Origin of the sequence: Occallatibacter sp. (assembly GCF_035317045.1) — a bacterium.
Taxonomy (GTDB): domain Bacteria; phylum Acidobacteriota; class Terriglobia; order Terriglobales; family Acidobacteriaceae; genus Telmatobacter.
This window is the reverse complement of the sequence record NZ_DATHHT010000022.1, coordinates 81,367-107,529: the sequence shown is the minus strand read 5'-3', so window position 1 is coordinate 107,529 and position 26,163 is coordinate 81,367. Positions and strand designations below refer to the sequence as shown.

27 protein-coding genes are annotated in these 26,163 nt (G+C 58.6%); 14 read left to right on the top strand and 13 right to left on the bottom strand.

Annotation, left to right across the window (positions count from 1 at the left end; translation table 11 throughout):
- Positions 1-63 precede the first annotated feature (63 nt).
- Positions 64-1,035 carry an MBL fold metallo-hydrolase gene (locus VK574_RS10160; protein ID WP_472799730.1) on the bottom strand — a complete coding sequence of 324 codons (972 nt, stop codon included), beginning with the start codon at positions 1,033-1,035 and terminating at the stop codon, positions 64-66.
- Positions 1,036-1,198: 163 nt separating this feature from the next.
- Here VK574_RS10160 and VK574_RS10155 point away from each other — a divergent pair, with 163 nt between their 5' ends.
- The gene (locus VK574_RS10155; RefSeq protein WP_472799729.1) at positions 1,199-2,341 is read left to right on the top strand and encodes a prenyltransferase/squalene oxidase repeat-containing protein; all 1,143 of its coding nucleotides are present in this window, start codon (positions 1,199-1,201) and stop codon (positions 2,339-2,341) included.
- A gap of 162 nt (positions 2,342-2,503) precedes the next feature.
- Here the strand turns inward: VK574_RS10155 and VK574_RS10150 are convergent, their stop codons facing one another.
- Positions 2,504-2,902, bottom strand: coding sequence for a VOC family protein (locus VK574_RS10150; RefSeq protein ID WP_472799728.1), 399 nt, complete (start codon positions 2,900-2,902; stop codon positions 2,504-2,506).
- Positions 2,903-2,957: 55 nt separating this feature from the next.
- On the opposite strand from VK574_RS10150, the gene VK574_RS10145 reads away from it, so the two are divergent.
- Positions 2,958-3,398: a MarR family winged helix-turn-helix transcriptional regulator gene (locus tag VK574_RS10145; protein ID WP_472799727.1), complete on the top strand. Its 441-nt coding sequence runs from the start codon at positions 2,958-2,960 to the stop codon at positions 3,396-3,398.
- Between the two features lie 30 nt (positions 3,399-3,428).
- On the opposite strand, the gene VK574_RS10140 is transcribed toward VK574_RS10145, so the two are convergent.
- A complete protein-coding gene (locus tag VK574_RS10140) occupies positions 3,429-4,145 on the bottom strand; it encodes a lysostaphin resistance A-like protein (RefSeq protein WP_472799726.1) in 717 nt (238 codons plus the stop codon).
- 89 nt (positions 4,146-4,234) lie between these two features.
- Positions 4,235-5,527 carry a sensor histidine kinase gene (locus tag VK574_RS10135; RefSeq protein ID WP_472799725.1) on the bottom strand — a complete coding sequence of 431 codons (1,293 nt, stop codon included), beginning with the start codon at positions 5,525-5,527 and terminating at the stop codon, positions 4,235-4,237.
- Positions 5,528-5,670: 143 nt separating this feature from the next.
- Between VK574_RS10135 and ribA the strand changes: the two genes are divergently transcribed.
- Positions 5,671-6,333: a GTP cyclohydrolase II gene (ribA, locus tag VK574_RS10130; protein WP_472799724.1), complete on the top strand. Its 663-nt coding sequence runs from the start codon at positions 5,671-5,673 to the stop codon at positions 6,331-6,333.
- A gap of 117 nt (positions 6,334-6,450) precedes the next feature.
- Here ribA and VK574_RS10125 read toward each other — a convergent pair whose 3' ends face one another.
- Positions 6,451-6,918 carry a DUF1801 domain-containing protein gene (locus VK574_RS10125; RefSeq protein ID WP_472799723.1) on the bottom strand — a complete coding sequence of 156 codons (468 nt, stop codon included), beginning with the start codon at positions 6,916-6,918 and terminating at the stop codon, positions 6,451-6,453.
- A 164-nt stretch (positions 6,919-7,082) separates the two neighbouring features.
- Entirely contained in the window at positions 7,083-7,493 is a 411-nt protein-coding gene (locus tag VK574_RS10120) for a nuclear transport factor 2 family protein (protein ID WP_472799722.1), read from the bottom strand.
- A gap of 135 nt (positions 7,494-7,628) precedes the next feature.
- On the opposite strand from VK574_RS10120, the gene VK574_RS10115 reads away from it, so the two are divergent.
- Together VK574_RS10115 and VK574_RS10110 are read left to right on the top strand one after the other, a co-directional pair.
- Positions 7,629-8,882, top strand: coding sequence for an ABC transporter permease (locus VK574_RS10115; RefSeq protein WP_472799721.1), 1,254 nt, complete (start codon positions 7,629-7,631; stop codon positions 8,880-8,882).
- A gap of 146 nt (positions 8,883-9,028) precedes the next feature.
- Positions 9,029-10,270, top strand: a complete 1,242-nt coding sequence (locus tag VK574_RS10110) for an ABC transporter permease (RefSeq protein WP_472799720.1) — start codon at positions 9,029-9,031, stop codon at positions 10,268-10,270.
- A 62-nt stretch (positions 10,271-10,332) separates the two neighbouring features.
- Here VK574_RS10110 and VK574_RS10105 read toward each other — a convergent pair whose 3' ends face one another.
- Positions 10,333-10,950: a TetR/AcrR family transcriptional regulator gene (locus VK574_RS10105; protein ID WP_472799719.1), complete on the bottom strand. Its 618-nt coding sequence runs from the start codon at positions 10,948-10,950 to the stop codon at positions 10,333-10,335.
- A gap of 193 nt (positions 10,951-11,143) precedes the next feature.
- Between VK574_RS10105 and VK574_RS10100 the strand changes: the two genes are divergently transcribed.
- Both VK574_RS10100 and VK574_RS10095 read left to right on the top strand, forming a co-directional pair.
- Positions 11,144-11,584 carry an SRPBCC family protein gene (locus tag VK574_RS10100; protein WP_472799718.1) on the top strand — a complete coding sequence of 147 codons (441 nt, stop codon included), beginning with the start codon at positions 11,144-11,146 and terminating at the stop codon, positions 11,582-11,584.
- Positions 11,585-11,594: 10 nt separating this feature from the next.
- Positions 11,595-11,996 (top strand): DUF1761 domain-containing protein, encoded by a 402-nt coding sequence (locus tag VK574_RS10095; RefSeq protein ID WP_472799717.1) that lies wholly within the window; start codon positions 11,595-11,597, stop codon positions 11,994-11,996.
- On the opposite strand, the gene VK574_RS10090 is transcribed toward VK574_RS10095, so the two are convergent.
- A complete protein-coding gene (locus VK574_RS10090; protein WP_472799716.1) occupies positions 11,993-12,196 on the bottom strand; it encodes a LolA family protein in 204 nt (67 codons plus the stop codon). The genes VK574_RS10095 and VK574_RS10090 overlap by 4 nt on opposite strands.
- 62 nt (positions 12,197-12,258) lie before the next feature.
- Between VK574_RS10090 and VK574_RS10085 the strand changes: the two genes are divergently transcribed.
- Positions 12,259-13,443: a PP2C family protein-serine/threonine phosphatase gene (locus VK574_RS10085; RefSeq protein ID WP_472799715.1), complete on the top strand. Its 1,185-nt coding sequence runs from the start codon at positions 12,259-12,261 to the stop codon at positions 13,441-13,443.
- Between the two features lie 98 nt (positions 13,444-13,541).
- Here the strand turns inward: VK574_RS10085 and VK574_RS10080 are convergent, their stop codons facing one another.
- The 3 genes from VK574_RS10080 to VK574_RS10070 all read right to left on the bottom strand — a co-directional run bounded on the left by VK574_RS10080 (position 13,542) and on the right by VK574_RS10070 (position 16,336).
- Positions 13,542-14,201: a LolA family protein gene (locus tag VK574_RS10080; protein WP_472799714.1), complete on the bottom strand. Its 660-nt coding sequence runs from the start codon at positions 14,199-14,201 to the stop codon at positions 13,542-13,544.
- A 74-nt stretch (positions 14,202-14,275) separates the two neighbouring features.
- Positions 14,276-14,812: a prepilin-type N-terminal cleavage/methylation domain-containing protein gene (locus VK574_RS10075; protein WP_472799713.1), complete on the bottom strand. Its 537-nt coding sequence runs from the start codon at positions 14,810-14,812 to the stop codon at positions 14,276-14,278.
- Between the two features lie 249 nt (positions 14,813-15,061).
- Positions 15,062-16,336, bottom strand: a complete 1,275-nt coding sequence (locus VK574_RS10070) for a M16 family metallopeptidase (protein ID WP_472799712.1) — start codon at positions 16,334-16,336, stop codon at positions 15,062-15,064.
- A gap of 223 nt (positions 16,337-16,559) precedes the next feature.
- On the opposite strand from VK574_RS10070, the gene rlmN reads away from it, so the two are divergent.
- A complete protein-coding gene (gene rlmN, locus VK574_RS10065) occupies positions 16,560-17,660 on the top strand; it encodes a dual-specificity RNA methyltransferase RlmN (RefSeq protein WP_472799711.1) in 1,101 nt (366 codons plus the stop codon).
- Between the two features lie 88 nt (positions 17,661-17,748).
- Here rlmN and apaG read toward each other — a convergent pair whose 3' ends face one another.
- Positions 17,749-18,156 carry a Co2+/Mg2+ efflux protein ApaG gene (gene apaG / locus VK574_RS10060; RefSeq protein ID WP_472799710.1) on the bottom strand — a complete coding sequence of 136 codons (408 nt, stop codon included), beginning with the start codon at positions 18,154-18,156 and terminating at the stop codon, positions 17,749-17,751.
- 295 nt (positions 18,157-18,451) lie between these two features.
- Here apaG and VK574_RS10055 point away from each other — a divergent pair, with 295 nt between their 5' ends.
- Both VK574_RS10055 and VK574_RS10050 read left to right on the top strand, forming a co-directional pair.
- Positions 18,452-18,919: a Spy/CpxP family protein refolding chaperone gene (locus VK574_RS10055; protein WP_472799709.1), complete on the top strand. Its 468-nt coding sequence runs from the start codon at positions 18,452-18,454 to the stop codon at positions 18,917-18,919.
- Positions 18,916-19,695 (top strand): DUF4383 domain-containing protein, encoded by a 780-nt coding sequence (locus VK574_RS10050; RefSeq protein WP_472799708.1) that lies wholly within the window; start codon positions 18,916-18,918, stop codon positions 19,693-19,695. Before VK574_RS10055 ends, VK574_RS10050 begins: the two co-directional genes overlap by 4 nt.
- A 45-nt stretch (positions 19,696-19,740) precedes the next feature.
- On the opposite strand, the gene VK574_RS10045 is transcribed toward VK574_RS10050, so the two are convergent.
- Positions 19,741-22,896 carry a M14 family zinc carboxypeptidase gene (locus tag VK574_RS10045; protein ID WP_472799707.1) on the bottom strand — a complete coding sequence of 1,052 codons (3,156 nt, stop codon included), beginning with the start codon at positions 22,894-22,896 and terminating at the stop codon, positions 19,741-19,743.
- Positions 22,897-23,171: 275 nt separating this feature from the next.
- On the opposite strand from VK574_RS10045, the gene VK574_RS10040 reads away from it, so the two are divergent.
- Genes VK574_RS10040 through VK574_RS10030 form a run of 3 tightly spaced genes read left to right on the top strand, consistent with a single transcriptional unit; the run spans position 23,172 to position 26,127 of the window.
- The gene (locus tag VK574_RS10040; RefSeq protein WP_472799706.1) at positions 23,172-23,618 is read left to right on the top strand and encodes a GntR family transcriptional regulator; all 447 of its coding nucleotides are present in this window, start codon (positions 23,172-23,174) and stop codon (positions 23,616-23,618) included.
- On the top strand, positions 23,615-24,547 hold the full coding sequence (locus tag VK574_RS10035) for an ABC transporter ATP-binding protein (RefSeq protein ID WP_472799705.1): 933 nt from the start codon (positions 23,615-23,617) through the stop codon (positions 24,545-24,547). The genes VK574_RS10040 and VK574_RS10035 overlap by 4 nt, the downstream gene beginning before the upstream one ends.
- Entirely contained in the window at positions 24,544-26,127 is a 1,584-nt protein-coding gene (locus VK574_RS10030) for a hypothetical protein (RefSeq protein WP_472799704.1), read from the top strand. Before VK574_RS10035 ends, VK574_RS10030 begins: the two co-directional genes overlap by 4 nt.
- Positions 26,128-26,163 lie beyond the last annotated feature (36 nt).

Genomic DNA, 26,163 nt, shown 5'->3' with positions numbered 1-26,163 from the left:
GGGATTGCGATGAATCCTCAGCAAGGGCCCATTACCCCCACTTACGATTGTAATCGAGTTTCATCAAAAACAAATAGTTGACATGGGCTCATGTTGCTCTGCGAGCAACAGCCGGTTGCCCAGGAGGGTGGCTCTTCCGTTGAGAGCGCGCTCCGCCGCGATGCGTGCAAGCTCAGGAAGATTATTGCTTTCAGAGAGATGCGCGAGGATGACGTAAGTGGCCTTGCCGTCGTACTCGGATTCGAGGTAGGTGGACGCTGCTTCGTTGGAGAGGTGTCCGACGCGGGAAAGTACCCGCTGCTTGACGGACCACGGGTAGGGGCCGTCGCGGAGCATCTCCAGGTCGTGGTTGGATTCAAGGAGAAGAAGATCAACACATTTCAGCTGGGCTTTGACGTTGGGCGGTATGTAGCCGAGGTCGGTTGCTACGGCCATGCGCACGCCTTCGACCTGGAAGACAAAGCCAACGGGATCAGCGGCGTCATGGGGAATGGTGAATGGGCTGACAGAGATATCGCCGATTTGAAGCGGCTTGCCGGCCTGGAAAAACTGGAGCGCGGGCAGCCAGGTGGGGTCTTTTTCGGGGGCAGCCTTCAAAGGAGCTGCCTCAGAATTTTGAGTCGGGGATGGTTCGGCAGACGGTTCAGCGTCTTCGGGGTCGCATTCTTCAACGGTGCCGGCATCGGCTTCGGCCATGCGCGCGGTGGCCTGCTTGCGGCATTGCTCGAGCCATTGGGCGTAAGTCATTTGCTTGCGCGGGGAGAGCCAGCGAACCCAGGCGCGGTGGGTGCCCTCGGTGAAGTAGACCGGAATGCCAAGTTTGCGCGCGGTGACGGCGAGGCCGCCAACATGGTCGGAGTGCTCGTGGGTGATGATGATGGCGTCGAGGGTGGCCGGATCTTCGTCGGCCTGGCGCATGCGGCGGAAAAGTTCGCGGCAGCTAAGGCCAGCGTCGACAAGGATTCGTGTATTGCCGCCGGTGATAACCGTGCAGTTGCCCTTGGATCCCGACGCCAGTACCGTGAAGCGCACCATAGAGTGAGGATACCGCGATGGGCTGTGCATTGCGCAGATCGCGGTTGATCGTTAGGGAACATCCTTCGATTTGGAAACTGAAAAAGGAAAATATGCCGGGATGGAACTTGCGGTCGTATGCTGGCAGGTGAACGATCCCCGGAATGATTCTGAGGTCCCGAGCATGACGAACAAGCTCCTGCGTGGTGGGATTACCCTGGTCGCCTTAAGCGGCGCGTTCTGTGTTTGCGTGATGCGTGTGCCGGGCGGGGATGTGCAAGCGGCCGACAAGCCCGCGGTTACGACCTCGGGCTGGAATCCAACGGCCGCGGCACACTATCTCGACAGCCGCGAAACGTGGTGGCAGGGTTGGGGGCGCGCGCAAAAGGACCACGGCACGCTGTGCGTGAGTTGCCATACACAGGCAAGCTACGCACTTGCACGCCCCATGCTGCGCAGCCGAGCCGGGGAGCGCGCGCCTACTACGCAGGAGCAAGTGATGCTGGCCAGCGTGGAGAAGCGTGTGCGCGACTGGAAAGACGTGCAGCCGTTTTACAGCGATGCTGTTTCCGGCGCGGGAAAAGAAGTGGAGTCGCGCAATGCCGAGTCGGTGCTGAATGCCTTCATCCTTGACTGCTACGACTCGCCTCAGGGCCACCTTAGCGAACGCACGCGGATGGCTTTCGACAATGCATGGGCGCTGCAATCGAAGACCGGGCCGGATGCCGGGGCGTGGGTTTGGCAGAATTTCGATTACACGCCGTGGGAGTCGAAAGAATCGCAGTACCACTGGGCCGCGTTGGTGGCGCTCGCTGTCGGAGCTGCGCCCGATCGCTACATGAACGACCAGAAGATTGCAGTGAACCTTGATCTCTTGCGCAGCTACCTGCGGAGTCACTATGACGCGCAGCCGCTGGTGAACAAGATGGTCGCAATGTGGGCTTCGAGCTATCTTCCCGGTGTCCTGACATTGGACCAGATGCATGCGCTTGTCGATGACGTCGACGCCCTTCAGCATAAAGACGGTGGTTGGAGCCTGACGGATCTTGGCACCTGGAAGCGACGCGATGGCACGCCGCTCGAAACGCGATCCGACGGTTATGCCACGGGCCTCGCGGTGCTTGTGCTCAAAGAGAGTCCAGTCACATCGGACAAGAAACCGCATGTGGCACGCGGTCTTGCGTGGCTTGAAACGAACCAGGACAAGACAACGGGCTCGTGGCCGGCGTGGTCGCTGAACAAGAATCGCGACCCAAAGTCGGATGCGGGGATGTTTATGAGCGATGCGGCGACCAGCTATGCGGTGCTGGCGCTGGAAGATCGATAGCGCATAGGGCAAAGCCCGGAGCCTAATTGATCGTTTCCCAATTGGAGGACCACCCCCGAACCTACCCACAGAGCTAATGCTCTGCGGAGCCCTGGTGCGTTCGGGGCTCCGTTCGCTCAGAATGACACCGCCAATTGGGAAAAATATCTCAGACTCGGGACACTAGCTTCGCACTTCGCACATGATGCCGAGGATGTTGCCGGCGGGGTCTTTGAGGGATGCCATCCACAGGTCGTGGTCCGGCATTCTGGCTATCAGGTGGGGCTCTTCGAGGAGCGCGGCGCCGCGGGACTTGATTGCGGCGCAGGTGACGTGGATATCGTCGACCTTGTAGTAGAGGATGGTGCCGCCGCGCGGTTCCGGTTTCTCTGGGGTGGTGAGCATGAGGCGGACGTTGCCGCACTGGAGGAAGGCGAGGTGGCCGGCGTCGAAGAGGAACTTCATGCCGAGTGTGTTCTGGTAGAAGTCCTTTGCGCCCGCGAGGTCATCGACAGTGATGGCGATCTGACCGATCGTATCGAGATGGACGGGTGCCGCGGTTGTGGTGTCGGGATGACTCATCGGGTTCCTCCACTTCGTTAGCTCAGCTAACGATATATCATGAAAACGTCACCATATGTCAACTCAAATTTCAGAAGAGTCGAAGATTCTGGCGGACGTGCTGCATTCGGCGGCTATTCATCTGCTGCGCAAATTGCGGCGCGAGGATGCGGCGAGCGGGCTGAATGCGCCGCGATTGTCGGCGTTGTCGGTGGTAGTGTTTGCGGGGCCGGTGACGCTGGGCGATCTTGCGGGTGCAGAGCAGGTGCGCCCGCCAACGATGACGCGCATCGTGGATGCGCTGGCAGAACAGGGTCTGGTGGTGAAGAAGCGTAACCGGGACGATGGGCGGAGTACGTTGATTCACGTGACGGCAGCCGGAAAGAAGCTGCTGATGCAAGGGCGCGAGCGACGAGTGCGCGCGCTGTCGGCGCAGATTGCGGCGCTGGGTGAGAACGATCGCATGGCGCTTGAGGATGCGGCGGAGATTTTGAAGCGGGTTATCGCGGCAATTTGAGCTTGAAACTCGCGCGGGTGGCGTAGGTTCTTAGCCTAGGCTGCCTTTGAACATGAAGAAGCCGATCCATGAGAGGGCTGTAGCATCATTGAGGAAATGGGCAACCATGCACGGTACGAGGCCGCGTCGGCCGAGCAAGTAGGCGACTCCCCAGAGCATGCCAAGAATCGCGGTGGGGATCATGATGCCCGCTCCAGCGACGAATCCGTGCACGGTGTATCCGAGATGCGAAAAACCGAAGGCAATGCCGGGCAAGATGACCTGGGCAGTCTTTCCAAATCCAGCTCTCTTGAAATCGCTCATTAACAGCGCGCGGAAGAGGACTTCCTCGCAGAATCCAGCCGTGATGCCGGTGGCGAGCGCGGCGATGAGATGGACGCCCCGTGGCGCGAATGCGTAGGAAATGGGAATGCCCATCCTGGGAAAGAATCGCAGATTGCTTGCGATTGTCAGTGCCGCAGCCAGCAGGGCCAAAGACCATCCCGCCCAGTTTCCAAATCCCCATGCGCCGAGAGAGGAAAAGGATTCGCGGTTGGCCCGCAGAAAAACCCAGGCAGCGACGACGAAGATCCATTCCGCGATCACACCACCGGCAATGCTCAGCAGATAACGATCTCCCAGGGTTCCGTGCTGTGCGGCCGGAATTGCGAATTGAACGAGGTTTGACGATGCAGCGATGAGACCCGGCAAACCGAAGGCGAGAATGCACCACTCGAGCCAACAACGCTGCTGAAACCTTACGTTCATATCGTCATCGGGAATTACGAAGCGACCCCGGGAGCCAGTTCCGGTATTAAACAACGCCAGGCGTTCCAGGGATTTAGATGCTTCCGTCCCTACAAGGGCAGGTCGGCGGGGATTTCGATGGAGACAAGCGTGCCGCGACCGGGATTGCTGACGACTTTGAAGCTGGCCTGCGCTCCGTAGAGGACTTCAAGGCGCTCCTGCACATTTTTCATGCCGATGCCGTTTCCGTTGCTGTGCACACCGGTAAGAGGACGGTCGCCCATGCCGACGCCGTCGTCGGCGACTTCGATGAGCACGCGGTCGCCTGTCAACTTGCTGCGCAGGGTCACGGTTCCGCCGTGAATGCGGGGCTCGAGGCCGTGCTTGATGCTGTTCTCGATGAGGGGCTGCAGCAGGATGCTGGGAACGAGGACGTCGAGTGTGTTGGGATCGATTTCTTTTTCGACATGCAGCTTGTCGGCGCCGAAGCGAACGACTTCAATGTCGAGGTAGTCGTCGGTGAAGCTGAGTTCGCTGCGCAGAGGGACGTAAGTGTCGTGATCCTTGAGAAGGGCGCGCAGGATGTTGGCGAGTTTGACGGTCATTTCGCGGGCCAGTTCGGGCTTGACGCGCACCAGGGATGCGATGGAGTTGAGTGTGTTGAAGAGGAAGTGGGGATTGATCTGGCGCTGCAGGGCATCGAGTCGCGCTTCGAGCAGTAGATGCTTCTGTTCCTCGAGTTTCATTTCGATGCGGAGGGCGTTCCAGACCTTGAGCGCGATGCCGACGACGATGGGCGCGCTGAGCCAGACCAGTACCTGCACCCATAGCTGTGTGGCGACCAGCGCGAAAAGCTTGCGGGGGAACGCACGTGCAAGCCAGTCGCGGCATGCCTCGGCGGCGACGATGAGGAAGAGCATGAGGAACTGGCGGTCGATGCGCGGGCGGCGCAGGATGCGGCGAACCCAGCGGTAGAGGCTGAGGTCGACGAAAGGCGTGAAGGACCAGATTTCCTCGCGCTCGACAAAGCTACCGAGGATGCCGGAGAGCAGTCCGACTGCGGCATTGAAGGGGAGGGAGAGATACTCTCCGTGGTGTAACGCGGGAGCGGACAGGATGACGCCGCCAAGCATGGCCCAGCGCGGCCCGATGAGCAGACCGAGGAGGATGATGGTTTCGAAGGAGATGTCGGCGGCGAGAAAGTTGGGGACGGAGGTGCGGATCCAGACGCCGAGGGTCAATGGGACTAGAAAGAATGCGAGCAGGGCGACCGTCTGACGAGGCCGGCGGCGCTCCGCGAAGAACAGGCGCCGGAAAGTGCTTGCGCGTGCCAGTACGCTGGCGACGGAAGCCACCACGCCCAGCTTCACCAGCAGAGTGATCAGGATGAGCCTGTCGGTCACCCCACCACTGTAACGCGCCGCGAGTGTGCGACCCAAACGCAAACCGGCGCCAGGTCAGTAATTTGCGATCCCTTGTGCATGGGATCCCACTCACAGTGACGGAGAGCGCTGGCTGGGCACCTTGCTCCAAGTACAATGGAAGCATGGCATTCGAGAGCGTGAAGAAGGTTGCCGAGGCGGATTTTCCCACGCGCTGGGGAGCGTTCCGCATTCTCGGGTTTGAGGGCACGCTTCCTGCCGCCTCCGGGTCGCAAAACCCAACCGGGTCGCTCGCACAGCCCGGGAAGGTGGAGGGGCTGGTTGCGCTGGTGATGGGCGACATTCACACGGCACCGCCGCTGGTGCGGATTCACTCGCAATGCCTGACCGGGGATGTGTTCGGGTCGCTGCGCTGCGATTGCCGGCTGCAGCTTGAGCTGGCGCTGACGCAGATTGCGGCGGAGGGTGCGGGGATCCTGCTGTACGAGCAGCAGGAGGGCCGCGGCATCGGGTTGATGGCGAAGCTGAAGGCCTACGAACTGCAGGACGAGGGGCTCGATACAGTCGAAGCAAACGTCGAACTGGGGTTTGAGGCGGACTATCGCGAGTACGAATTGCCTGCGCGGGTTTTGAAGATGCTGGGAGTGAAGCAGGTGAAGCTGATGACCAACAATCCTGACAAGGTTGCGGCGCTGGAGTCGGCGGGAATCAGGGTCAGCGAGCGCGTCTCGGCAGAGGTTGCGCCGCAGGAGACGTTTGCGGCCTACGTGCGGACCAAGCAGGAGAAGATGGGGCATATCGTCGAGACGATGGTCAGCGACGAGTAGGCGGCGCCCGTCTCAAAAACAAAAGCAGATCCTTCGCGCCACTTACCCCATGGACGATAGTCCACGGGGCCCCAAGCGTGCGGCGCTTCAGGATGACAGTTCTTTGTGGGACAATTCCTACTTATTGCGACGCGTGCGCGGGGCGGGTCTGGATCTTTTTGGCGCGGCTTTTGACGCGGGCTGTGTGGGCGGGTCGTTGACCTGCTGGATTGCTGCTTGAAGATAACGGCGAACTGCGGGCCGCTCCAGATCGTCGTGGTTGTGAAACGTAATGTGTCGAATTAATTTGCCGGTGCCGATCAGAATTTTGCCTGGATCAGGAAGCAGCGTGCCTCGATTGAAGCCGAGGTTCACCCAGCTTTTGCATGCCACGATGTGACAAAACCCATCCTTGAGTGGTTTGCCTGTAAACGAGAATCCAATGGCGAGAGCGTATCCCATGGATGTCGATTCGATTGCGGCCGGCGCCTCTTCGAGGACAATTTCGCGCAGGGCGAGAAACAGGCTCGCGACATGCGGATCGTACGCGGCGAGGTAGTTGAGCAATTGACGGTCGGGTGGCCGGGGCATGTGGGAGATTAGCATGGATGGTTCTACCCTCCGTACTGAATCTTGTCCGGCGCTGTACCAAAAACAACTGCGGGTTCCTCCGCTCCCTCCGGTCGGTCGGAATGACAGCATGGGACTAGATGACAGATGGGACTAGCTGTCGGAATGAGAGCATAGGAACTGCCTGAGCAGGGTGCTGGCTACTTGCCGGTCGCCATCAACCTGCGGATTGGTTCGTTGTCGGCGTAGACGCGCCACTCGGCGACCAGGTCATCTTCAATCGAAGCGCGGATCGCAATGGGCGTCTGCCAGTGGTTTTCAGGATTCAGTTTGCCGTCGCGGGTGAAGGTGCCTGAGGCCATTCCCAGCATGACGACGGTCGGGGCGCCCGGGTAGAACTCCTCGATCGCCACGGAGTAGTCGGGGACCATGCGGAAATAGGCGGCCCAGCCCGCGCGCATCTTTTCGCGGCCCTCGACGGTGTTGCCCAGCGAGTCAATGAAGCGATGGGTGGGTGCCATGAGCTCGGCCAGGCGGTTGACGTCCTGCCGATTAATAGCACGCAGGAATGCCTGCGCGACGGACTCCGCGGAGTGGCCGATCGATTCCATGAGGCTCCTCTGAAAGCCATTTTGCCACAAAGGCCGACGGAACCATCGTCACTGGAAAGCCGTATCTTGTCACAGACGCTGAAATTACGGCTCTGCATCAGCGAGCCAATCCAGGGATGGCAGCGTCGAAGGACTATGCAAAGGTTTACCGACACGCTGAGCGAGGTATTCCGGGCCATCGCAGCGAACAAGCTGCGCAGCTTTCTGACTATGTTCGGGATCGCGTGGGGCGTGGGCTCGCTGCTGGTGCTTGTGGGTCTGGGCGAGGGATTTCGCTCGGGGCAGCATCGCAACCTGGAGAAGATGGGCAACGACCTGGTGATGATGTGGAACGGGACCATCCCCGCTGTCGCCAACCAGCACACGGGGATGCGTCCTTACCAACTGACGATGGCGGATGCTCAAGCGGTGAAGCAGTTGCCGGAATTGCGCGCTGCGACCGTGGAGCTGTCGCGCTCAGATCTTTACGAGGTGAGCCAGTTCAGCAATACGTCGAGCCATGTGATTGGCGTGTGGCCCAACTACACACAGGTTCGTTACATTCCGATGGCGCAGGGACGATTCCTCAACGACCTGGACGTGAGCGATCGCCGGCGGGTGGCGGTGCTTGGCGCGAAGGCAGCGCGACTCTTGTTTCCGGGACGACCGATGGTGGGCGAGACGATCACCATCAATGGAACGGACTTCAGGATCGTGGGAGCTGTGGACAAGATCAGCCGTGGCAATAACGACTACGACGACCAGAAACTGTATATTCCTGTGACGACGATGCAGGAACTGTATCCGCTGAAGGGCGACAACATCGCGCAGGATGCGCTGACATCGATCCAGTACCAGCCGACGAGGCCTGGAGATGCGACCGCGGCGGTTGCGGCGGTACATCGCGTGATTGCCGAACGGCATGGGTTCGATCCTTCGATGAAGGACGCGTTTCAGGAGTGGGACACCATCAAGGAGATGAGGATGGTGGGCGCGATTTTTAACGCGATGGATATTTTTCTGGGCGGTGTGGGGATTGTGACGCTGGGGCTTGGGGCGGTGGGGATTATCAACATCATGCTGGTATCGGTGTCGGAGCGGACCAGCGAGATCGGTTTGCGTAAGGCTCTGGGCGCAACCAAGAGAAGTATTATGGAGCAGTTCTTCTGGGAAGGATTGCTACTGACGGCGGTAAGCGGAGCGATCGGCATTGCGGCGTCGGCAGGGCTGATGGGTCTGCTGCAGGCGTTGCTGACGGGCAAGATGCCGGGTTGGGATCCGCCGAGGCTGGTGCCGTGGTCGGCGGCGCTGGCGATGGGGACTTTGATTTTGAGTGGGATTGCCGCGGGATTATATCCGGCAAGCAAAGCGGCGCAGATGGATCCGGTAGAGGCGTTGCGGAAAGACTGAAGAGACAGCGGAGTTAGCGGTGCTAGCCGCGCTTCGCGCGTGTTAGCGGAGTTAAATCCGGGTACGGAATTGGCTTTTACTAACACCGCTAGCTCCGCTAACCTTGCTAACTCCGCCCGGTGATGGTTCGCGACACGGAGAAGAGGATGCTGAGAGACATACTGGGGCAGGCTTGGGAGGCGATGGTTTATAACCGCCGGCGCACGGCCATCACGATGATCGGGATGGCGTGGGGGATTGCGACGGTGGTGTTGCTGCTGGCCTATGGAGCGGGATTCAGCCGGGCGATCGAGGCGATTTTTGCGCAGTGGGGCACGAACATTATCGGCGTCTTTCCGGGGCGGACGAGCGAGCAGGCGGGCGGCGAGAAATCGGGCGTGAAGGTGCAGTTCACGCAGGATGATGTGGACCGCATTATTGCAAGCGTACCGGGAATCAATCACATTTCACCGGCGGTGTACAAGGACGTGACCGTGCAGAACGATCTGCACTCCTACACGTGGACGGTGAACGGCGTGATGCCGGTGTTTCAGGACATCTGGAAACTGGAAACCGATTCGGGGCGGTTTTTCAACGGACAGGAGCAGCAGCAGCGTGCACACGTGTGCGTGATCGGGTCGGAATCGAAGACGAAACTGTTTTCGGGCGGATGGGCGGTGGGGCAGACGATTCGCTTGAATGGCGTTGTGTTCACGATTATCGGTGTGCTCAACCCGAAGATGCAGGAGGGAGCGGACAGCGATCGGAATCGACAGATCTATGTGCCGTTCAGCACGATGAGCGATCTGACCGATACGAAATACCTGGGCGGAATCTGGTACAACTACCAGGGAAATTACATGCTCACCGAGCAGAACATGCGGAATGTGCTGGGCGCGGCGCACCACTTCAGACCTTCGGATCATAACGCCATCTATGTCGCTAATCTGATGACAGAACTGCACCAGTTCAGCATTCTGTCATTGGCGCTGCAGGTGCTGCTTTCGCTGGTGGGTGCGCTCACGCTGGGCATCGCGGGCATCGGTCTGATGAACATCATGCTGGTGGCGGTGCAGCAACGAACGCGCGAGATCGGCGTGGAAAAAGCCCTGGGCGCACAGAGACGCCACATTCTCACACAATTCCTGTCTGAGGCAATGGTGATTACGGGCGTCGGCGGCGGGGCGGGCATTGCGCTGGCCTATCTTGTTTCACTGTTGGTAGGGCGGATTCCGTTTTATAGCGAACTGGCGCTGCACGCGCAGGACGCGGACATTCAGCTTCTGATTTCGCCGACTTCGGTGATCGTGGCGACCTCGATCCTGATCGTGACGGGGCTGGTGAGCGGGATGATTCCGGCGATACGCGCGGCGAACCTGGATCCGATCGAAGCGCTGCGGTACGAATAAAGCAAGGGACCAGGGACTAGAAGCCCTTGAGGCGAGCAATCGACCGTATCGCGCGTTGCGAGTCAGCGCGTCTTTGTTTTTCCGAAGGCTAGCAGTAGACGGAAATGCTCGCGCAGTTGGGCGACGGCGCGATCAAACGGCTCTACGGAGCGGTAGGAACGCGAGAGCATCACGCCGCCCTCCATGGTCACGAGCACGAAGGTCGCGAGCGCATCGAGATCGGTGCCGCGCGGCATGGAAGATTTCATTTCGATGAGGCATTCGCCAACGGCTTCGATCCATCCCTGGAAGTTGCGGGCAATCAGGTTGTGGGCAGGGGCATTTTCGGGGTCGATCTCGAGGGCGAGGCGTCCGAGCGGGCAGCCGTATTGGCAGCCAGTGGCGAGGATGCGCTGGCGATAGCCGGCAAGAATGGCAAAGACGCGTTCGAGGGGTTTCGGCGCGGAGGCGAAGGCGGGATCGACGACCATGGGGCGAAGGAGTTCGCAATATTGCTCAAGTACGGCGCGAAGCAACGCTTCCTTGCTGTCGAAGAAGTGATAGAAACTGCCGGAGTTGACCTCGGCGTGGGCGAGCAGTTCGGCCATGCTGGTACCGGCAAAACCGCGTTCCCAGAAGAGAAAGCGGGCCGAATCGATGAGGCGGTCGCGGGTCGAAGTCGAATTTTTGGAGGCAGGCATCGATTCTTCTTGACAGAGAGAATATTGCTTGCCTATATCTTACTTGAATGATCAACTAACTACTATGGAAAAACAGAAGATTCTCTTTGCCGGAATGTTGCTTTGTCTTGTTCCCGCCGTGTGTGTGGCGGGGCAAAGTGCTTCCGCGAACCTAGTCGCTGAGCCTCCCCACCAACTAGTGATTGAGGTTGAGGTGCCGGCACCGGTCCCTGAGGTGTGGAAGGCCTTCTCCACAAGCGAGGGTTTGAGCACCTGGCTATTTCCGAATGCGACGGTCGATCTGCGGCCTGGTGGGGACTGGCTGGTGCATTTTCCTGGAGGCAGCACGGGGGGCGGAACGATTGTGAGTTTCGTTCCGGAGAAGGAAATGGTGATTGCCGCGTTGGCGCCCGATAAGTTTCCGCAAGTGAGAGCAGCGCGCACGCATGCTGTCTTTCAGTTCGAGGCTCGTGGGAAATCGACGGTGGTGCGCCTGACGCAGACAGGCTGGCAGAGTGGCGACGAATGGACGCGCGCCTATGAATACCTGGCTGCCGGGAATGCGCAGTTGCTGGCGTCGCTGCACAAGCGCTTTGTAGATGGTCCGGTGGATTGGAAGAAGGTGATGGGAAACTCGAAAGCGAAGACGAACTAGGAGGTCAATCATGGATTTTCATACGTTGAATTTCTGGGCAATTCTTGTGGCTGCACTCTCCGCGTTTCTTATCGGGGGAGCCTGGTATTCGCCGGCACTGCTTGGCGGAGCATGGAAGAACGTGAATGGATTTGGATCCGATGCACAAGGAGCAGGCCCCAGGGTATTCGTTGTGGCTTTCGTACTGAGCCTTGTGATGGCAGTGAATCTCGCGATGTTTCTGAATGACCCAAAGACCAACCTGGTGTGGGGAGCGACCGCCGGATTTCTGGCGGGTTTCGGTTGGGTGGCGATGGGAATCGGCATCGTTGCGCTCTTCGAGCGAAGATCGCTCAAGTACGTGCTCATCAACGGCGGCTATCTTACAGTCGCGCTGACTGCAATGGGCGCGATTTTAGGAGCATGGCGCTAAGGCATCGGCTGTCCAATCAAACTCCGAGTTACACGGGATCCATCTACCACGGAGACTCCGGCGGGCGGGATGAAGTGGAAGGTGGCCGGAGGGATGGGGGCGTTGAGCTGTTCGTTGGTGAAGGTGAAGATGGCCACCCACTTGCGCCGGCGGGTCGGCTTTTGGGTCAACTGACCGATCCAGTTAGAATTTCTGACCAACAGGGTTTTCAGACGGTACCCTAGGGTAGGCTGCTGCGTGGAAATTGCGCGAGGGACCGCTGATGTCCATAGAACGATCGCTTCTTGGGATGGCCTCGGGCGCTGCCATTGTCATGCTGTTGGCATGGCTACTTTTCCGAAGAATGGGCGTTGATTGGTTCGGCAGCCATCTCCGGGATTTGCCCATCAGCCGTCTCAGGTATCTTTTGGCAGCGCGATTCCTTCGCATGGCTTCCATGGGCTTCCTGGTGGACATAATCCTCGGCGGGGGCATGTCGCGGTCGCTCGTTTTGCTCTTCGCTTTGTTGTTTGGCCTCTGTGGTCCGGTGGTTCTGTTGCTGCGCCACCGTCCTGCCTTTCAACGATTGCTGTTCGTCGTTCCGATCGTCTTTATTCTTTATGGAATCGCAATACTTCACCGGAACGGCGCCGATCTGCCATCTTCCACCATAGCCGCGGCCTATCGCTTCGACGCTTTCTCTATCTTCGCCACCCTTCTGGCCAGTGCATTCGTAACGACCAAGCACATCAACATGGAGGGGGCCCGCCAGCTTCGCGCGGAGACTGAACTGGAAGCGGCCCGAGCCGTCCAGCAGGTGCTGATCCCGGACGAGATTCCGAGTCTGCCAGGATTCAAGATCGAAACCGCGTATCGACCCGCTGGCCAGGTCGGCGGAGACTTCTTCCAGATTCTGCCGGTGACGGGTGGTGCGGCTCTCATCGTGATAGGTGACGTGAGCGGCAAGGGCATGGCAGCCGCGATGACGGTATCGCTCCTGGTCGGCACATTCCGCACCCTGGCGCATTACACCGCGAACCCATGCGAGATTCTGGCTGCGATGAACCGGAGGATGCTCGTTCGGAGCAAGGGTGGATTCACGACCTGCCTGGTTTTGCGGGTCGATCCTGACGGTACTTTGACAATGGCCAATGCCGGGCATATTGCGCCGTATTGCAATGGCGAGGAACTCTTAATCGAAAACGGCTTTCCACTAGGGCTCTTGGCTCAATCTACCTATGAGGAAGCAAAATTCAAATTGGAACCCGGCGCCCAAATTACACTTCTCACTGACGGCGTAGTTGAGGCTCGCTCCGCCACCGGAGAACTGTTCGGCTTCGCACGCACAGAGACCTGGAGCCGCAAAAGCGCAGAGCAAATCCTGCAAGCAGCGTGTGCTTTCGGGCAGGACGACGACATCACGGTTGTCACCCTTGCCTTCTCCGGCGGAACACCAGTCACGACCTAAACAGGCGAATTCACCCCAAGATCACGGCGTGCCATCGGGCCGCGCCGTTGCTTCGATTCACGCTGCGCGCGGTTGGAGCGGGTCGTCGAGATCGAATGCTACACGGGGGCGAGGGCGTCGACTACGGGGACTCCGGGGGGCGGGGTGAAGTGGAAGGTTGCCGGAGAGATGGGGGCGTTGGGCTGTTCGTTGGTGAAGGTGAAGCGGGTGTCGGCGCCGTCGGTTTCCTGGATGTCGATGGCGGTGATGACGCCTTCGGCGGTGACGGTGAGGGTGAGACGCTGGACGCGTTGTTCCTGACCGTGGGGGATGCCGACGAGGGTGAAGGCTCCGTTGGCGGCGGGTGCCGCGGTGAGATGGTCGATTTCCTTTTCAAGCTGGGTGTGGCCGAGAAGAAAGCGCAGGGGTGAACGGAAATCGTCAAGCTGTTTGGCAGCCATGCGCTGCACTTGCGAGTCGCCGTTGGTGTAGAACCAGGCGAACTTGCCATCGAGTAGAAAGAGCTTGCCGGAGGGGTGGGAGTAGTCCCAGCGCATGCGGCCGGGCTTGAGGAGCAGGAGGGTTCCGCTCTCGGAGCGGGTGCGGCCCAGGCCTGCGTAGTCCTCTGTGAATAGGGCTTTGAGGGAGTGGAGCTGGTTGTAGTGGCGATCGACGCGCTGGGCGAGGTCGCGGGCGGTGGGTTGTTGGGCTTCGGTCGGTAGGAGGATCAGAAGAGAGAAGGCGAGAGACAGAAGCTTGATGAGTCGGTACTTTCCCACCCAAGCCGCAAAAGGCGCGGCTTGGATGGGGCACCCAACTTCTTGACCAGGGATTGGCAGGCTGCTGATCTGGGTCATTGCACCATCTGGGTGCAGTTGCTGCCTCCGGCGGGATCCATCTTGATGGGGCCGCCTGATTCGACGCAGAAGCCGCGATCGCCGGTTTTGCCGGGGGTAGCGGGAACGGCGGTGAGGACGTAGCCCGTGACGCGGTCGGTATTGTTGACGGTCACCTTGGTGCAATTGGTGATGCTGAAGATGTAGCCGTCCTTGATGCCGGTGGTGAGCTGGCCGCTGATGAGCTGCGCGGAGGTGGGGCTGGGCGGCCCGGCGGTGGATTCTCCGGCGAGCGCCTGCAGAGTGCAGGCAAAGCCGTTGACGGGGTAGTTGGTGGCGTACATCGATTGCGCCTGCTCGATGGTTTGGAGGGATTTTTGCGCGGAGACTTCGTCGGTGTGTTTCCGGATGGTGTTTGCGGTGGGAATGGCGATGAGCATCAGGATGACGATGATGGAGATGACGATGAGCAGTTCCATCAACGTGAAGCCGGAGGAAGTTGCGCGGCTGCGCTCACGGCGCGGTGTAGCGAAGATCCAATACGTACAAGTCATGTGAACCCCATGCCCTCTGGGAGCAGCGAGACGCACTGCCACCCACGAGAAAATCCTACAACTTACAGACGCGGAAGGGAAATGGAACGCTCAAAAACAGTGAACAGTGAGCAGTGAACAATGGTCGGCGGCAGTGCTTAACTTGGCGTCAGTTTGCATCTTAGTAGAGGTTCGAAATGCGAAGCGCGAATGATCGCATTATCGATGAATCAAAACTGATCACTGTTCACTGGCCACTGTTCACAGTCTTCAACACACCAGGCGGTCGCGGTTGAGCTTGATGCCGGTCAGGCGGCCTAGAAGCGTTACTGCGATGCGGTCAGAGACGAAGAGACGCTGGGCCATGGCCTGAATTTGTTCGGCGGTGACGGCTTCGATGCGGACGATCACTTCATCAGCAGTGAAGAACTGGTGGAAGTACATCTCCTGGCGCGCGAGGTTGGCCATGCGCGAGTTGGAGCTTTCGAGGCCCATGAGGATGTTGCCCTTGAGCTGATCCTTGGCGCGGGTGAGTTCTTCCTCCGTCAAGGGAACTTCTTTGAGGTTGCGGAACTCGGCGAGGACAAGGTCGATGACTTCGAGAGCCTTGCCGGCGGATGTGCCGGCGTAGACGCAGAGAGAACCGGTGTCGCTATAGGGGCTCAAGTCAGAGTAGATGGCGTAGGCCAATCCGCGCTCTTCACGGATGGTCTGGAAGAGGCGGGAACTCATGCCGCTGCCGAGTACGGTGTTGAGGATCAGCGTGGCGTATCGATTGTCGTCGGTAATGGGTGGTGCGGGCACACCCAGGCAGAGTTGGACCTGTTCAAGGGATTTCTTGTTCTGAAGCAGGATGCGCGCGGTAGCCAGGGGCGCCCGCATCTCGTGCGCGGCTTCGCCGGCCGGCAGAGGGGCGAACTTATCGGTAACGGCCTGGACGAACTGGTCGTGCTCCAGGTCGCCGGCAGCGGAGAAGACCATGTTGCCGCCGCGGAAGCTTCCGATGTGGTAGTCGATGAGTTTTTGTTGATCGAGGCGGCCGACGGTCTTGGTGGTGCCAAGGATTGGTTTGCCGAGAGGATGATCTTTCCAGAAATTCTGCGTGAAGAGTTCGTGAACGAGGACGTCGGGATTGTCTTCGTCGATCTTGATTTCTTCGAGGATGACGCCGCGTTCGCGCTCGATTTCAGTGGAGGCGAAGACGGGATTGAGAACCAAGTCGGCGAGAACGTCCAGGGCGATGGGCACATGCTCGGCGAGAGATTTGACGTTGAAGCAGATGGTTTCTTTTCCAGTGAAGGCGTCGAGGTTGCCGCCGATGGAGTCCATTTCGCGGGCGATGTTCAGAGCGGAACGGGAACGGGTTCCTTTGAAGACCATGTGTTCCACGAAGTGGGAGATGCCGTTGATCTCGGCGGATTCGCAGCGAGAACCGGATTTGATCCAGACACCCATTGCCACGGAGCGGAGGTGCTCCATGCGCTCGGTCAGGACAATTAGTCCATTCGGCAATACCGTACGGCGGAGGTTACGCTGATTTGTCATGGTCACTCGATCGACTTCGATTGTAGGGGAAGAGGGTGCAAACGGCCTTCCGTCCGCCGTCCGCGTTCGAACACAAAAATTAGCACTTTACCGGGAGGATCGCGGAAGGCTGCAAGGGATGTAGAAATGCTCTATGCTGGGCGCAGCCGTGACCACGAACTCACAACTAATCCCATTAGACGCCAAGAACAGGCTCGGTGGAAGCCTGCGAAGTTTATTTGGCATGAATACGGCCGAGTTGGCGGAGTGGATGGTGAGCCTGGGGGAGCCAAAGTGGCGCGGGCTCCAGCTGGCGGAAGCGATCTATCGCCAAAGGATTGTTGATGTTGAGGGGATTACGACCCTTTCAAAGCCCTTGCGGCAAAAACTTGATCATGAAGGCTGGCAGGTGGGACGGCCGAGGATTGTCCAGGCTTTTACCTCGGCGGATGGGACGGAGCGCTACCTGGTGCAGGGGCAGGGCGTGGATGGACTGACGGTGGAAACGGTATGGATGCCGGAGGGGGATGGCGGCGAGGCGGGAGATGGTTCGGAGAATTCCGAAACTACCGGGGCAGAGTCCGGCAAGGGGTGGAACCGCGCGACGATTTGCGTTTCAAGCCAGGTAGGCTGCGCGGTGAACTGCCAATTCTGCCTGACGGCAAAGCTGGGATTGCAGCGGAATCTAGCGGTGGGCGAGATTGCCGGGCAGGTGGTTGCTGTGCTGGACCGGCACGGCGTTGAAGTGGGCAAGGAGCGCGTGAACCTGGTTTTCATGGGGATGGGCGAACCGTTTTTGAACTACGACAATTTCATGGGTGCGGTGCGGCTGCTGGTGGAGGAAGTCGGACTGAGTCCGCAGCGCATGACGGTTTCGACTTCAGGAATTGTGCCGGGGATTGAGCGATTTGCGGAAGAGCCGCCGGAGGTTCGGCCGAAACTTGCCATCAGTCTGAACGCGCCGAATGACGAGATTCGAAGCGAGGTGATGCCGATCAATCGCAAGTGGCCAATCGAAGCGGTGGTGGACGCTGTTAAAGGTGTACGGCTGCGTTCGCGGGAGCGGATCACGTTTGAGTATGTGTTGCTGGGCGGCGTGACGGATCAGCCGGAACATGCGGCGGAAGTGGCGCGGCTGGTGCGGCGCACGGGGCTGCCGGCGAAGGTGAATCTGATTGCGTGGAATCCGGGGCCGGGAATCGCGTATTCGACGCCGCAGCCGAGTGCGGTGGAAACATTTCGGCGAGCGTTGAGTGCCGAGGGCGTTCCGGTATATCTGCGGCGTCCGCGAGGTCGGGATATTTATGCGGCGTGCGGGCAGTTGAAGCGGACGGTGGAGGGCTGAGGGGAATTTGGATTCGGAGCGGCACTACTGCTAAAGCGCGCGAAGCGCGAACCCTCATCTTCGATCTTTAACCCACGATATCTATTTCTCAATTTAGAAATGCGCCGGTATTCGGGCGATCGAGCGAGAATGTCGGTATCTCAATATCAAAAAGCTCGCCGTTCTCACTCTCCATCTGGTAAGCCCCGCCCATCATCCCCGACGGCGTGTTGAGAGGCGCGGCACTCGAATATTCAAAGCTCTCTCCTGGCTTGAGGACCGGTTGCTCCCCGACGACACCTGGTCCTTTGACCTCGGTCAATTCGCCACGAGCATTCGTGATCATCCAGTGCCGGCTCAGCAGGTGCACCGTTTCCCGTCCCTGATTCTCGATGATCACTCGATAAGCCCAAAAATACTCCGAGGTGTCCGGCGATGATCTCGTCTCAAGGTAAGTTGGCTCAACGCTCACCGCTATTCCTCGAGTGTTTGCCGTATACGGTGTCCAATTTGCCATAGAGGGAGTTTAGATCAAAGCCGTTGGCTGAGCTAGCCCGGCGTGATTCTGGACTGACGCCAGGAGGACTTAGCGCAAATCGGCCAGCGTGGATGTGAAGAGGCACCCGAAACGGTCATCGCCGCTGATGATCATCCGAGCCATTCCCATAGGCAGCAGCTCCGAATTTCGACCTTAGCGCATCTCCGCCCAGTCACAACGGGCCTTAGCGAAACTTTATACGGCTTAACAAATCTTTATCGCATGCTCTGAGAGCAAGTGCTCGAATGGAATTGCGAGCAGAAAGGGAGTTGTTATGAAGCGAATCGCAATCTGGTCATGCGTTGCGTTATTGCTGGGAGTGACGGGCGTGGCTGTCGCCCTGGCGAACGCGCGGGGATGGCATGGCCACCATTGGAGCCGCTTTGGCGCTATGGGTTATGTGGCGCGCGAATTAGATCTGAGCAATGCACAGAAGCAGCAGATTCGTTCGATGTGGCAGGCAGAGCGTCCCGCCGTATCCGCGCTGGTTCAGGAGTTCTCTGCGGAGAGCAAAGCAATGGATCAGGCCACGGCGAATGGCAATCTCGATGAAAGCAAAGTACAGGAGATTGCCGCACGGCAAGGCGTAACGCTGTCAAAGCTCCTGGTGGAAAAGGAGCATTTCAAAACCAGGATCTACGCGTCGGTTTTGAATCCCGAGCAACGGACCAAGGCCGACAAGCTGCAGTCCCAATGGCACGAACGGCTGGATCATATCGGCAAGGGAATGGGGGCGCGATGAAAACGAAACTTACGATGCTTTCCAAGTTGACGGTGGCCGGGTTGGTCGGCGCGGCAGTAGCGATCTGGATGCAATGGCTCTCTGGCGATCCCGCCTATACCAGGTTCCCGCCGGGGCCCGTGATCTTTATTGCTATAGCAGGGATCATTGTTCTGGGAGCGCGCTGGTGGTGGACGCCGTTGATTGGCGCGCTGATAGGCCTGCTGGTCACCTCGGGCTGGTTCGCTCGGCTTCCCGCGGCGATCCTTCGTCTGTCTCATCCCGGTTCCGTCGGCAAGTTCGCCGCCGGGATATGGATCGGATCGATACTTCTAATCGTCGCGCTTGTGGTGACCGATGTCGCTGGCCTGGCCGCGACTGTTCAGAACTACCGGCATAGTGGAAACACGACTGACAGTGCAAAAATGCTATGTCGGTTTTTCGGCGGAATATTTGTTCTGATAGGAATCATGGTGATGGTCGGCGGAGTTCACGCGGATAAATATCACAACCTCATGCACATGATCTGGGGAGCTCTGGCGTTGGGCGCAAGCTTCCTGGGGTTGACCATTGCAAAGCGCTTCTGCATTGGATCGGGTGTGTTTTACCTCGCACTGGCGATCCTCGGCCTGCTGCTCGGAAATCCATCGATGAACCGAGCATGGGACCTCGGGCCCCTGATGTTACACACCGGAGACCACATCTTTCACCTGGTGCTTGGTTCTCTCTTCCTCGGCGTGGGACTCGTCTCTGGTCGGGAGTGGAGACCTCGGCATGTCCAGCTCTCGGGAAATTGAGTCCTGGTTGTTGGCATCAGGTCAATGCGCTCAATGAGCAGGCAGTTAAAATGTGGTCTTTGCTGGATGGGCTGCGGGGGCGGGGGGTGCTTTGCGGCCCGCATCCAGATGGTCGAAATTGAGGGCGGCGTTGAGGACGAGCATGAAGCTACCTTGCGTCTCCTGGCGCCACATGGGATTGTTGGCGAAGAGCACGATGTGGCCGCGGCCTGAGGGCACATCGACAATCGCGGGAGCACCAGCCAGCTCCGAGCCTCCGGCGAGCATGCCGCTGATCCATAAATTCTTTTCGTCGGAAAAGCGCAGGACTACACGCGGATACAGAGAAGGCGGCGGAAGTTCGCTGCTGAAGAAGACGCGGTTCTGTGGGTCCACGTAGAGTTCCTGTTCCGCGCGGCTCCGCTCCGGCTCGGTCTCAGGAATTTTCCAATCGCGACCCTGCGGGATGTCGGGATCGGTGGTGGAACCGCGTCCGCTGGGACGCGCAGCTTCTGCCTGCGGACGGCCTTCTCCAGTCAACGAAACTTTGAAGACCGGTGCCTGGTTGAAGTAAACGCCGACGGTTTCGTCATAGCCATAGGCGATCGGGCTTTTGGCGTCCTCAACCTTGGCGCGGAGGATGGAACCGCGTGCCTGCAACTGGTGTGTGTCTGTGATGGTTACCGAATCGGTCAAGCCCAGATCGACGGGCAGGTGCGTGCTGGAACCGACGGCGACAAACAGTCCACCATCTTCAACGAATTGCTTTAAGTGAGCTACGCCCTCAAAGCCAAGCCCGCCGCGTATGTCGGGAGACTCGTCGATGCCTCCCCAGTTTGGTGTGACCTCGGATTTCTGCCAGGGAATAGGACCGGCATCGGTGCCGTCGGGCAGGATGCGCTTCGGAATACCCGCAAGCAGTTCGCGCAAGTCGGAAAACGTGGGCGGAAAGAGGATGACATCGAATTTGTCGCGCAGGTTCGGCGTGGTGCGCACCGCGGTATCGGAGATGTACGTGTAAGGAACCCCAGTGGCTTCGAGAGCCAGTCGAAACCAGCCTTCATTTTGGGTGCTCGTCCAGGTATGGAGCAGGGCGATGCGCGGCGCCGTCAGCGCGTGGCGTGCGACCGTTGGTTCTGCGGCTGCGCTCACGACCTGGATTCCGAGATCATTCGCGGCCTTTTGCAGATCCGCTTCAAGATTGGAGGAGTTGCCGTCGGTGGGAATCAGGAAGGATCCAGCGGCGAATTTTCTATCGGCGGCATCGAATGGCTCTTCGGCGGCGAAGATCTTTGCGTCTTTGAGGCGATAGCGCAGAGCTGCCAGGTTCGGTTCGGCGTTGGCTTGAATGATGTAGCACTTGATTGCCGGCGATTTGCCCTTGACGGCGGCCGGCTCGGAGACGCCGCCGATGAGATTGCGCGCCGGAGTGTCGATCATGGTCATGGTCGCTTTCAAAATTGCTGCGTCGGTGATGCGCAAAGTATTGACGTTGCGCAGAGGACCGAGTGTCCATCCGGTGTCATCGTAGGGGCGCGGATCAGCCGTCGAATAATACTGTGTATCGAGAAGCATGTCCGCCATGCGGCTGTACGGTTGATCCATGCGGATGATGTAGCTGCCCTTGGGAACCTTGATGATTTTGTTTTCTGTTTTTTTGGCGTCCGCATCCTTCGCTTTGTTGCTGCTGCTTTCGGGTTTGTCGGTCTGGGGCTTTTCCTCTGACTTGGAATCTGCTTCGACGGTTTTCTCTGGGGCGGGTGTCGATTTGACATCAAAATCCTGATCGAGCCTTTGCACTTCAACGCCTTGTGCCTGCATTAGACCCGCGAGTTGAGCGGACAGCGCTGGACGCTTTCCATCATTCAGAATCGCCCAGGCCGCAGGGCCTTCGGTGTTCGCCTTGGCAACGGAGCGCTTGCTCTTGAGATAGAAATTGCTGAGAAACTCCTGCGGATGCTGGGCCATATAATCCAGACCCAGGAGCAACCCGCTCTCCTCGAGGTTGGTGTTATTGCGCAACGACCAATTCACTTTGGGCAGTGGCGGGTTGGGACGGTACCAGGTGCGCGATGTTTCAGATGGACGCAAGGTGCGCTCGGTGGTTTCGGGATACAAGTTGCCGAAGGTCTCGTAGAAGCGGCCGATGGAGTTGTGGCCGTTCGCCACGTAGAACATGTAGTTCGGGGCCCAGCCATCGTAAAAGCCATGTGTCCACACACCGACGACGCCCTTTTCGGTCAGTTGTTCGATTTCGTTATACGCCATTTTTTGCCACTCGCTTACGACGATAGGGTCGAGCCACGCGTTGTAGGGACCGGTGCCGGTGGAGATGTACAAATAGGGTTCGGACTCGTGCAGATCGTGAAGCACCTGCGGATGCCACTCGAGAAAATTCTTCATCATTACTTGCGACAGCTTGAGACCCATGCCAATCGAGTCGCGATTGTTGTCGTGTTGAACGTAGTGTCCCCAATAGACGAGGTCGGGCTGCGGCCTGGTGGGATAGGCCTTGCGGTAGTTGGTCCAATCAACCATGCGGTCGTGGCCGTCCACTTCCACAATCGGAGAAATTAGAAAAACCATATTCTTGCGGATGTTCTGAATCATCGGCGTGTCTTCGACGGCCAGACGATAGGCCAGCTCCATCAGCATCTCTGGCGAGCCGGATTCGGGTGAGTGAATCGATCCGGAAGCCCAGTAGAACGGCTTGCCCGTGGAGATGAGCTGCTGCGCGTCGGCTTCAGATATCTTGCGCGGGTCAGCGAGTTTGGCGGTGATTTCCTTGAGATGGTCGAGCTGGGCGATGTTTGCCTCGTCGCTTATCGCGACCAGCACGAAGTCGCGACCCTCTTCAGTTTGTCCGACTCTGAAGACCTTGACGCGCGGCGATGCCTTGGCCAGTTCATCGTAGTAGCGGTAGATGTCCTTGGAGTAGGTGAGTACGTCGGGAGCGCCGATGATGTGACCGAGAACCTTCTCGGGCGTGGGAACGGTGGCGGAAGCGGGAAGATGATCGACCAGGTTGGTCAGGAAAAACGGCTCGGTCGTGTATTCCTTGATCTTTTTGCTGTAGCCCTCATCATTCGCGGAGGTGCTTTGAGCACTCGTTGAAATTGCCCCAAGGCCGAGCAGCAACGCTGTGCCGGCTGTACACCAAAGCCGCGAGGACGAACTCCGCGCGTTCCTCGAAAACATAGTTCGGAAATTGGGCCGATTCATCCTTGGTTTCTCCTGCCTTTGTCCTGGTGCTCCAGAGCAAGGTCTCATACGGGAACGTGAGTCAGTGTTCTGCGGCAAATTTGCGCCTTTACGGCACGGGGCCTCTCGAAGGAACCCGGAATGCGTGGGGAATGGTACCGGAGAGGAAAGCACCGGAGTGTCAATTCTCGGCCTCACGAGTTGGCCGGGAATTGAATGCACGAATCATAATCCACCGGATTGCGGGGAATGAAAGAAAATCGTGCGAGGTTCAAAGCTTGACATTTATGTGTACTATGCGTAATAGTACACACGTGATTCCATTCCGAGTTCAATTCCGCGCGGGGCTTTCGCTCTTTGAGCAGGTTGTCTATGCCTCAAAGAAGGCCATGGTTGCCGGACAGCTGCGCCCGGGAGATACATTTCCATCGGTGCGAGCGCTGAGCAAGGAACTCAAGATCAATCCCAACACTGCGGCGAAGATCGTGGCACACCTTGTCAATGAAGGATTACTGGAGACCCGACCGGGCGTAGGGACTGTGGTTGCCGCGCTTCCTGATTCCACACGGAAAGAGCGGCTGCAGTTGCTCGGACAGGAGATCGAAGAAATTGTGGTCGAGGCCAAGCGACTGGGGATCGACCTGGACGAGATGCTCGATTCAATGAAAGACCACTGGAAACGCCTTACGCGCGAGGATATGACCGGGAACAAGCCGACTGATGGAGGCCGCAGGGAACGATGAAACTCGCCATCCGCACAGAAAAGCTGTCACGCAGATTCGGAAAAACAGTGGCTGTAGACCGGGTCGATCTCGAAGTGCCAGAAGGCGCAATTTACGCGCTGGTGGGCGCGAACGGCGCCGGCAAGACAACGATGATCAAGATGCTAATGAATATCTTCAGGCCAAGTGACGGGCGCGCGGAAGTTCTCGGAGTCGATGCCGCGCACCTGGCGGGCAATGCCTTTACGCGAATCGGCTACGTGTCAGAGAACCAGGAAATGCCCGAATGGATGACCACCGGGGGCATGCTCTCCTACTACCGATCTTTCTATCCACAATGGGATCCAGTGCTCGAAGAGCAACTGGTACGCCAGTTCGATCTGCCGCTCAAGCGCAAGCTCAAGCACCTATCGCGCGGCATGCGGATGAAGGCGGCGTTTGCGAGTTCGCTGGCGTACCGGCCGTCTCTCATCGTGCTGGACGAGCCCTTCTCAGGGCTTGATCCGCTGGTGCGGGATGAGCTGATCGAAGGGCTGCTGGAACGCGCTCCTGAAACGACTGTCTTTCTTTCGAGCCACGATCTTGCGGAAATTGAGAGTTTTTCAAGCCATATCGGATTTCTTGAAGAGGGCCGGCTGCTTTTTTCTGAAGAACTGCCGGTGCTGTCGGAACGCTTCAGAGAGGTCACGGTAACGCTGGAGCGTCCTTCCGTACTTCCAGAGAAATGCCCGGCATCGTGGCTGCAGATTGAGGCTGCTGAGTGCGTCGTGCGCTTTGTGCACAGCAACTACAAACATGAGATTACTGAGCGGGAACTGGCGGAATTCTTTCCTTCAGCCCGCAATATTTCGCTGGACCCCATGCCGCTCCGCTCCATCTTTCTGGCAATCGCCAAATCCGGTAGAAGTCATGTTCAGTCGACGGCAAATACCAAGGGGATCAAAGCATGAAACAGATCCTGCACATCTTCGCTAAAGACGCCCGCCACCAGTGGCTCGAAATCCTGCTCTCCCTGGCGGTGACCGTAGGCTTGGTGTTCGCATGCCCCTCCCGGTGGCGCACCGGAGCGGCCGGTTTTGTCTCATTTTCGCCCATTGGGCTCGTGAGTAATTTGCCGGATCTCCTCGTTTATATCGTTCCCTTGAGTTGGTGGCTGTTGATCTCTCCCGTCATTCACGAGGAAAAACTTGTGGGGGATCGCCAGTTCTGGATTACCCGGCCCTATGACTGGAAGAAACTGCTAGCGGCAAAAGTGTTGTTCCTGATTGCGTTTCTTTACGTCCCTCTCTTGCTCGCGCAATGTGCGATGCTCGCGGAGGCGGGGTTTTCACCATTTCCGTCTTTCCGTGGCCTTCTCCGTGATTCGCTCTCGCTCACCTGCCTCCTGGTGCTCCCGCTGGTCGTTCTGGCGACAGTCACCAGGAACTTCGCACGCATGACATTAGCGGTGTTAGGAGCGGCAGTTTGCTTCATCGCGATTTTGCTGCTGGCGCTGAACGCTCCCCCTGACAGAATTGCGACTCCACACGAAAACCAGATCGCGTTCTTCCTTGCTCTCGGTCTTTGTGCGGCCGTAGTTGTCGTGCAATATGCGCGCCGCAACACCAAAGTTTCCTGGGTTCTGGTGGCCTCGCTGATCGTGCTTGTCGGCTTCTTGGCCTTAGGGGGAGCGCCCGACAATGCTCAAATGGACCGCGACTATCCGCACGGACAGCGGGGAATGGCAACAGCGCAATTCGCGTATCAGCAAACGGCAGCGACTGCACCATCAGCCTTCGTGACGCAAAGACGTGACCGGGTCGGAATATCAATTCCCGTTCTTGTCTCCGGTGAGCCGGATGGGACAGTCACTATTCCTGATTTCTTGCAGGTAACGCTCCAGGCCCCCGGCGGCGCGGGCTGGACGTCCGTATGGCAGACCGCCGCAATGGACAAGTTTCTTCCAGGAGAACGGGTGGCGAATGCGCAATTCACAATGCCACGGGCGGCCTATGACGACCTCAAAGAGAAGCCGCTCAACGTACAGGTGACGTTTGCACTGACGCAGGCGCACGCGGAAAAGGTGGAACGACTTACTCTTGGCCAGAAGGACCTTGCCGTGCCGGGGGTAGGCATCTGCTCGCCGGTCAAGGGCTTCTCCGATCGTCTGGACGAGATCGGACTTGTCGCTTGTCGATCTCCCCTGCGGCCCGAACTGACGCTCGTCAATTCGGCCTGGTCCTCTGTTGCGTGCAGTAGCGCATCAACCAGCCCAGACGACAGGGTGCAAACCGCGGAGTGGATTGGGGCGCTCGAAAAGGAGTCGACGGAGTTCGGGATCGTTCCTGTCTCGATAACGCCCGTCAATTTCAGCAATCAATTCGCGATGGAATCCAACGGGCCGGGTAAAGCGCGGCACCTTTGCCCCGGAACTCCAATTACATTTACCAAATACACTTTGACGGGCCGCACGCAGTCAACAATTTGGATCAACGGCTTTCAACTTCCTCGCCTGGATGCTGGCCAAATCACCGTGATGAACCAGGACTGAACGTTGGAAAGGCCCGAGACGCGCGAGGATAACGTG

Excerpts from the sequence above, each read along its gene's own strand:
- VK574_RS10145 (WP_472799727.1), top strand. The coding sequence starts at position 2,958 with ATGTCAACTCAAATTTCAGAAGAGTCGAAGATTCTGGCGGACGTGCTG.
- rlmN (WP_472799711.1), top strand. The coding sequence starts at position 16,560 with ATGAATACGGCCGAGTTGGCGGAGTGGATGGTGAGCCTGGGGGAGCCA.
- VK574_RS10105 (WP_472799719.1), bottom strand. The coding sequence starts at position 10,950 with ATGCCTGCCTCCAAAAATTCGACTTCGACCCGCGACCGCCTCATCGAT.
- VK574_RS10030 (WP_472799704.1), top strand. The coding sequence starts at position 24,544 with ATGAAACAGATCCTGCACATCTTCGCTAAAGACGCCCGCCACCAGTGG.
- VK574_RS10155 (WP_472799729.1), top strand. The coding sequence starts at position 1,199 with ATGACGAACAAGCTCCTGCGTGGTGGGATTACCCTGGTCGCCTTAAGC.
- VK574_RS10115 (WP_472799721.1), top strand. The coding sequence starts at position 7,629 with ATGCAAAGGTTTACCGACACGCTGAGCGAGGTATTCCGGGCCATCGCA.
- VK574_RS10050 (WP_472799708.1), top strand. The coding sequence starts at position 18,916 with ATGAAAACGAAACTTACGATGCTTTCCAAGTTGACGGTGGCCGGGTTG.
- VK574_RS10085 (WP_472799715.1), top strand. The coding sequence starts at position 12,259 with ATGTCCATAGAACGATCGCTTCTTGGGATGGCCTCGGGCGCTGCCATT.
- VK574_RS10040 (WP_472799706.1), top strand. The coding sequence starts at position 23,172 with ATGCGTAATAGTACACACGTGATTCCATTCCGAGTTCAATTCCGCGCG.
- VK574_RS10125 (WP_472799723.1), bottom strand. The coding sequence starts at position 6,918 with ATGCTAATCTCCCACATGCCCCGGCCACCCGACCGTCAATTGCTCAAC.
- VK574_RS10095 (WP_472799717.1), top strand. The coding sequence starts at position 11,595 with ATGGATTTTCATACGTTGAATTTCTGGGCAATTCTTGTGGCTGCACTC.
- VK574_RS10150 (WP_472799728.1), bottom strand. The coding sequence starts at position 2,902 with ATGAGTCATCCCGACACCACAACCGCGGCACCCGTCCATCTCGATACG.
- VK574_RS10075 (WP_472799713.1), bottom strand. The coding sequence starts at position 14,812 with ATGACTTGTACGTATTGGATCTTCGCTACACCGCGCCGTGAGCGCAGC.
- VK574_RS10045 (WP_472799707.1), bottom strand. The coding sequence starts at position 22,896 with ATGAATCGGCCCAATTTCCGAACTATGTTTTCGAGGAACGCGCGGAGT.
- VK574_RS10120 (WP_472799722.1), bottom strand. The coding sequence starts at position 7,493 with ATGGAATCGATCGGCCACTCCGCGGAGTCCGTCGCGCAGGCATTCCTG.
- ribA (WP_472799724.1), top strand. The coding sequence starts at position 5,671 with ATGGCATTCGAGAGCGTGAAGAAGGTTGCCGAGGCGGATTTTCCCACG.
- VK574_RS10160 (WP_472799730.1), bottom strand. The coding sequence starts at position 1,035 with ATGGTGCGCTTCACGGTACTGGCGTCGGGATCCAAGGGCAACTGCACG.
- VK574_RS10070 (WP_472799712.1), bottom strand. The coding sequence starts at position 16,336 with ATGACAAATCAGCGTAACCTCCGCCGTACGGTATTGCCGAATGGACTA.
- VK574_RS10140 (WP_472799726.1), bottom strand. The coding sequence starts at position 4,145 with ATGAACGTAAGGTTTCAGCAGCGTTGTTGGCTCGAGTGGTGCATTCTC.
- VK574_RS10055 (WP_472799709.1), top strand. The coding sequence starts at position 18,452 with ATGAAGCGAATCGCAATCTGGTCATGCGTTGCGTTATTGCTGGGAGTG.
- apaG (WP_472799710.1), bottom strand. The coding sequence starts at position 18,156 with ATGGCAAATTGGACACCGTATACGGCAAACACTCGAGGAATAGCGGTG.
- VK574_RS10110 (WP_472799720.1), top strand. The coding sequence starts at position 9,029 with ATGCTGAGAGACATACTGGGGCAGGCTTGGGAGGCGATGGTTTATAAC.
- VK574_RS10035 (WP_472799705.1), top strand. The coding sequence starts at position 23,615 with ATGAAACTCGCCATCCGCACAGAAAAGCTGTCACGCAGATTCGGAAAA.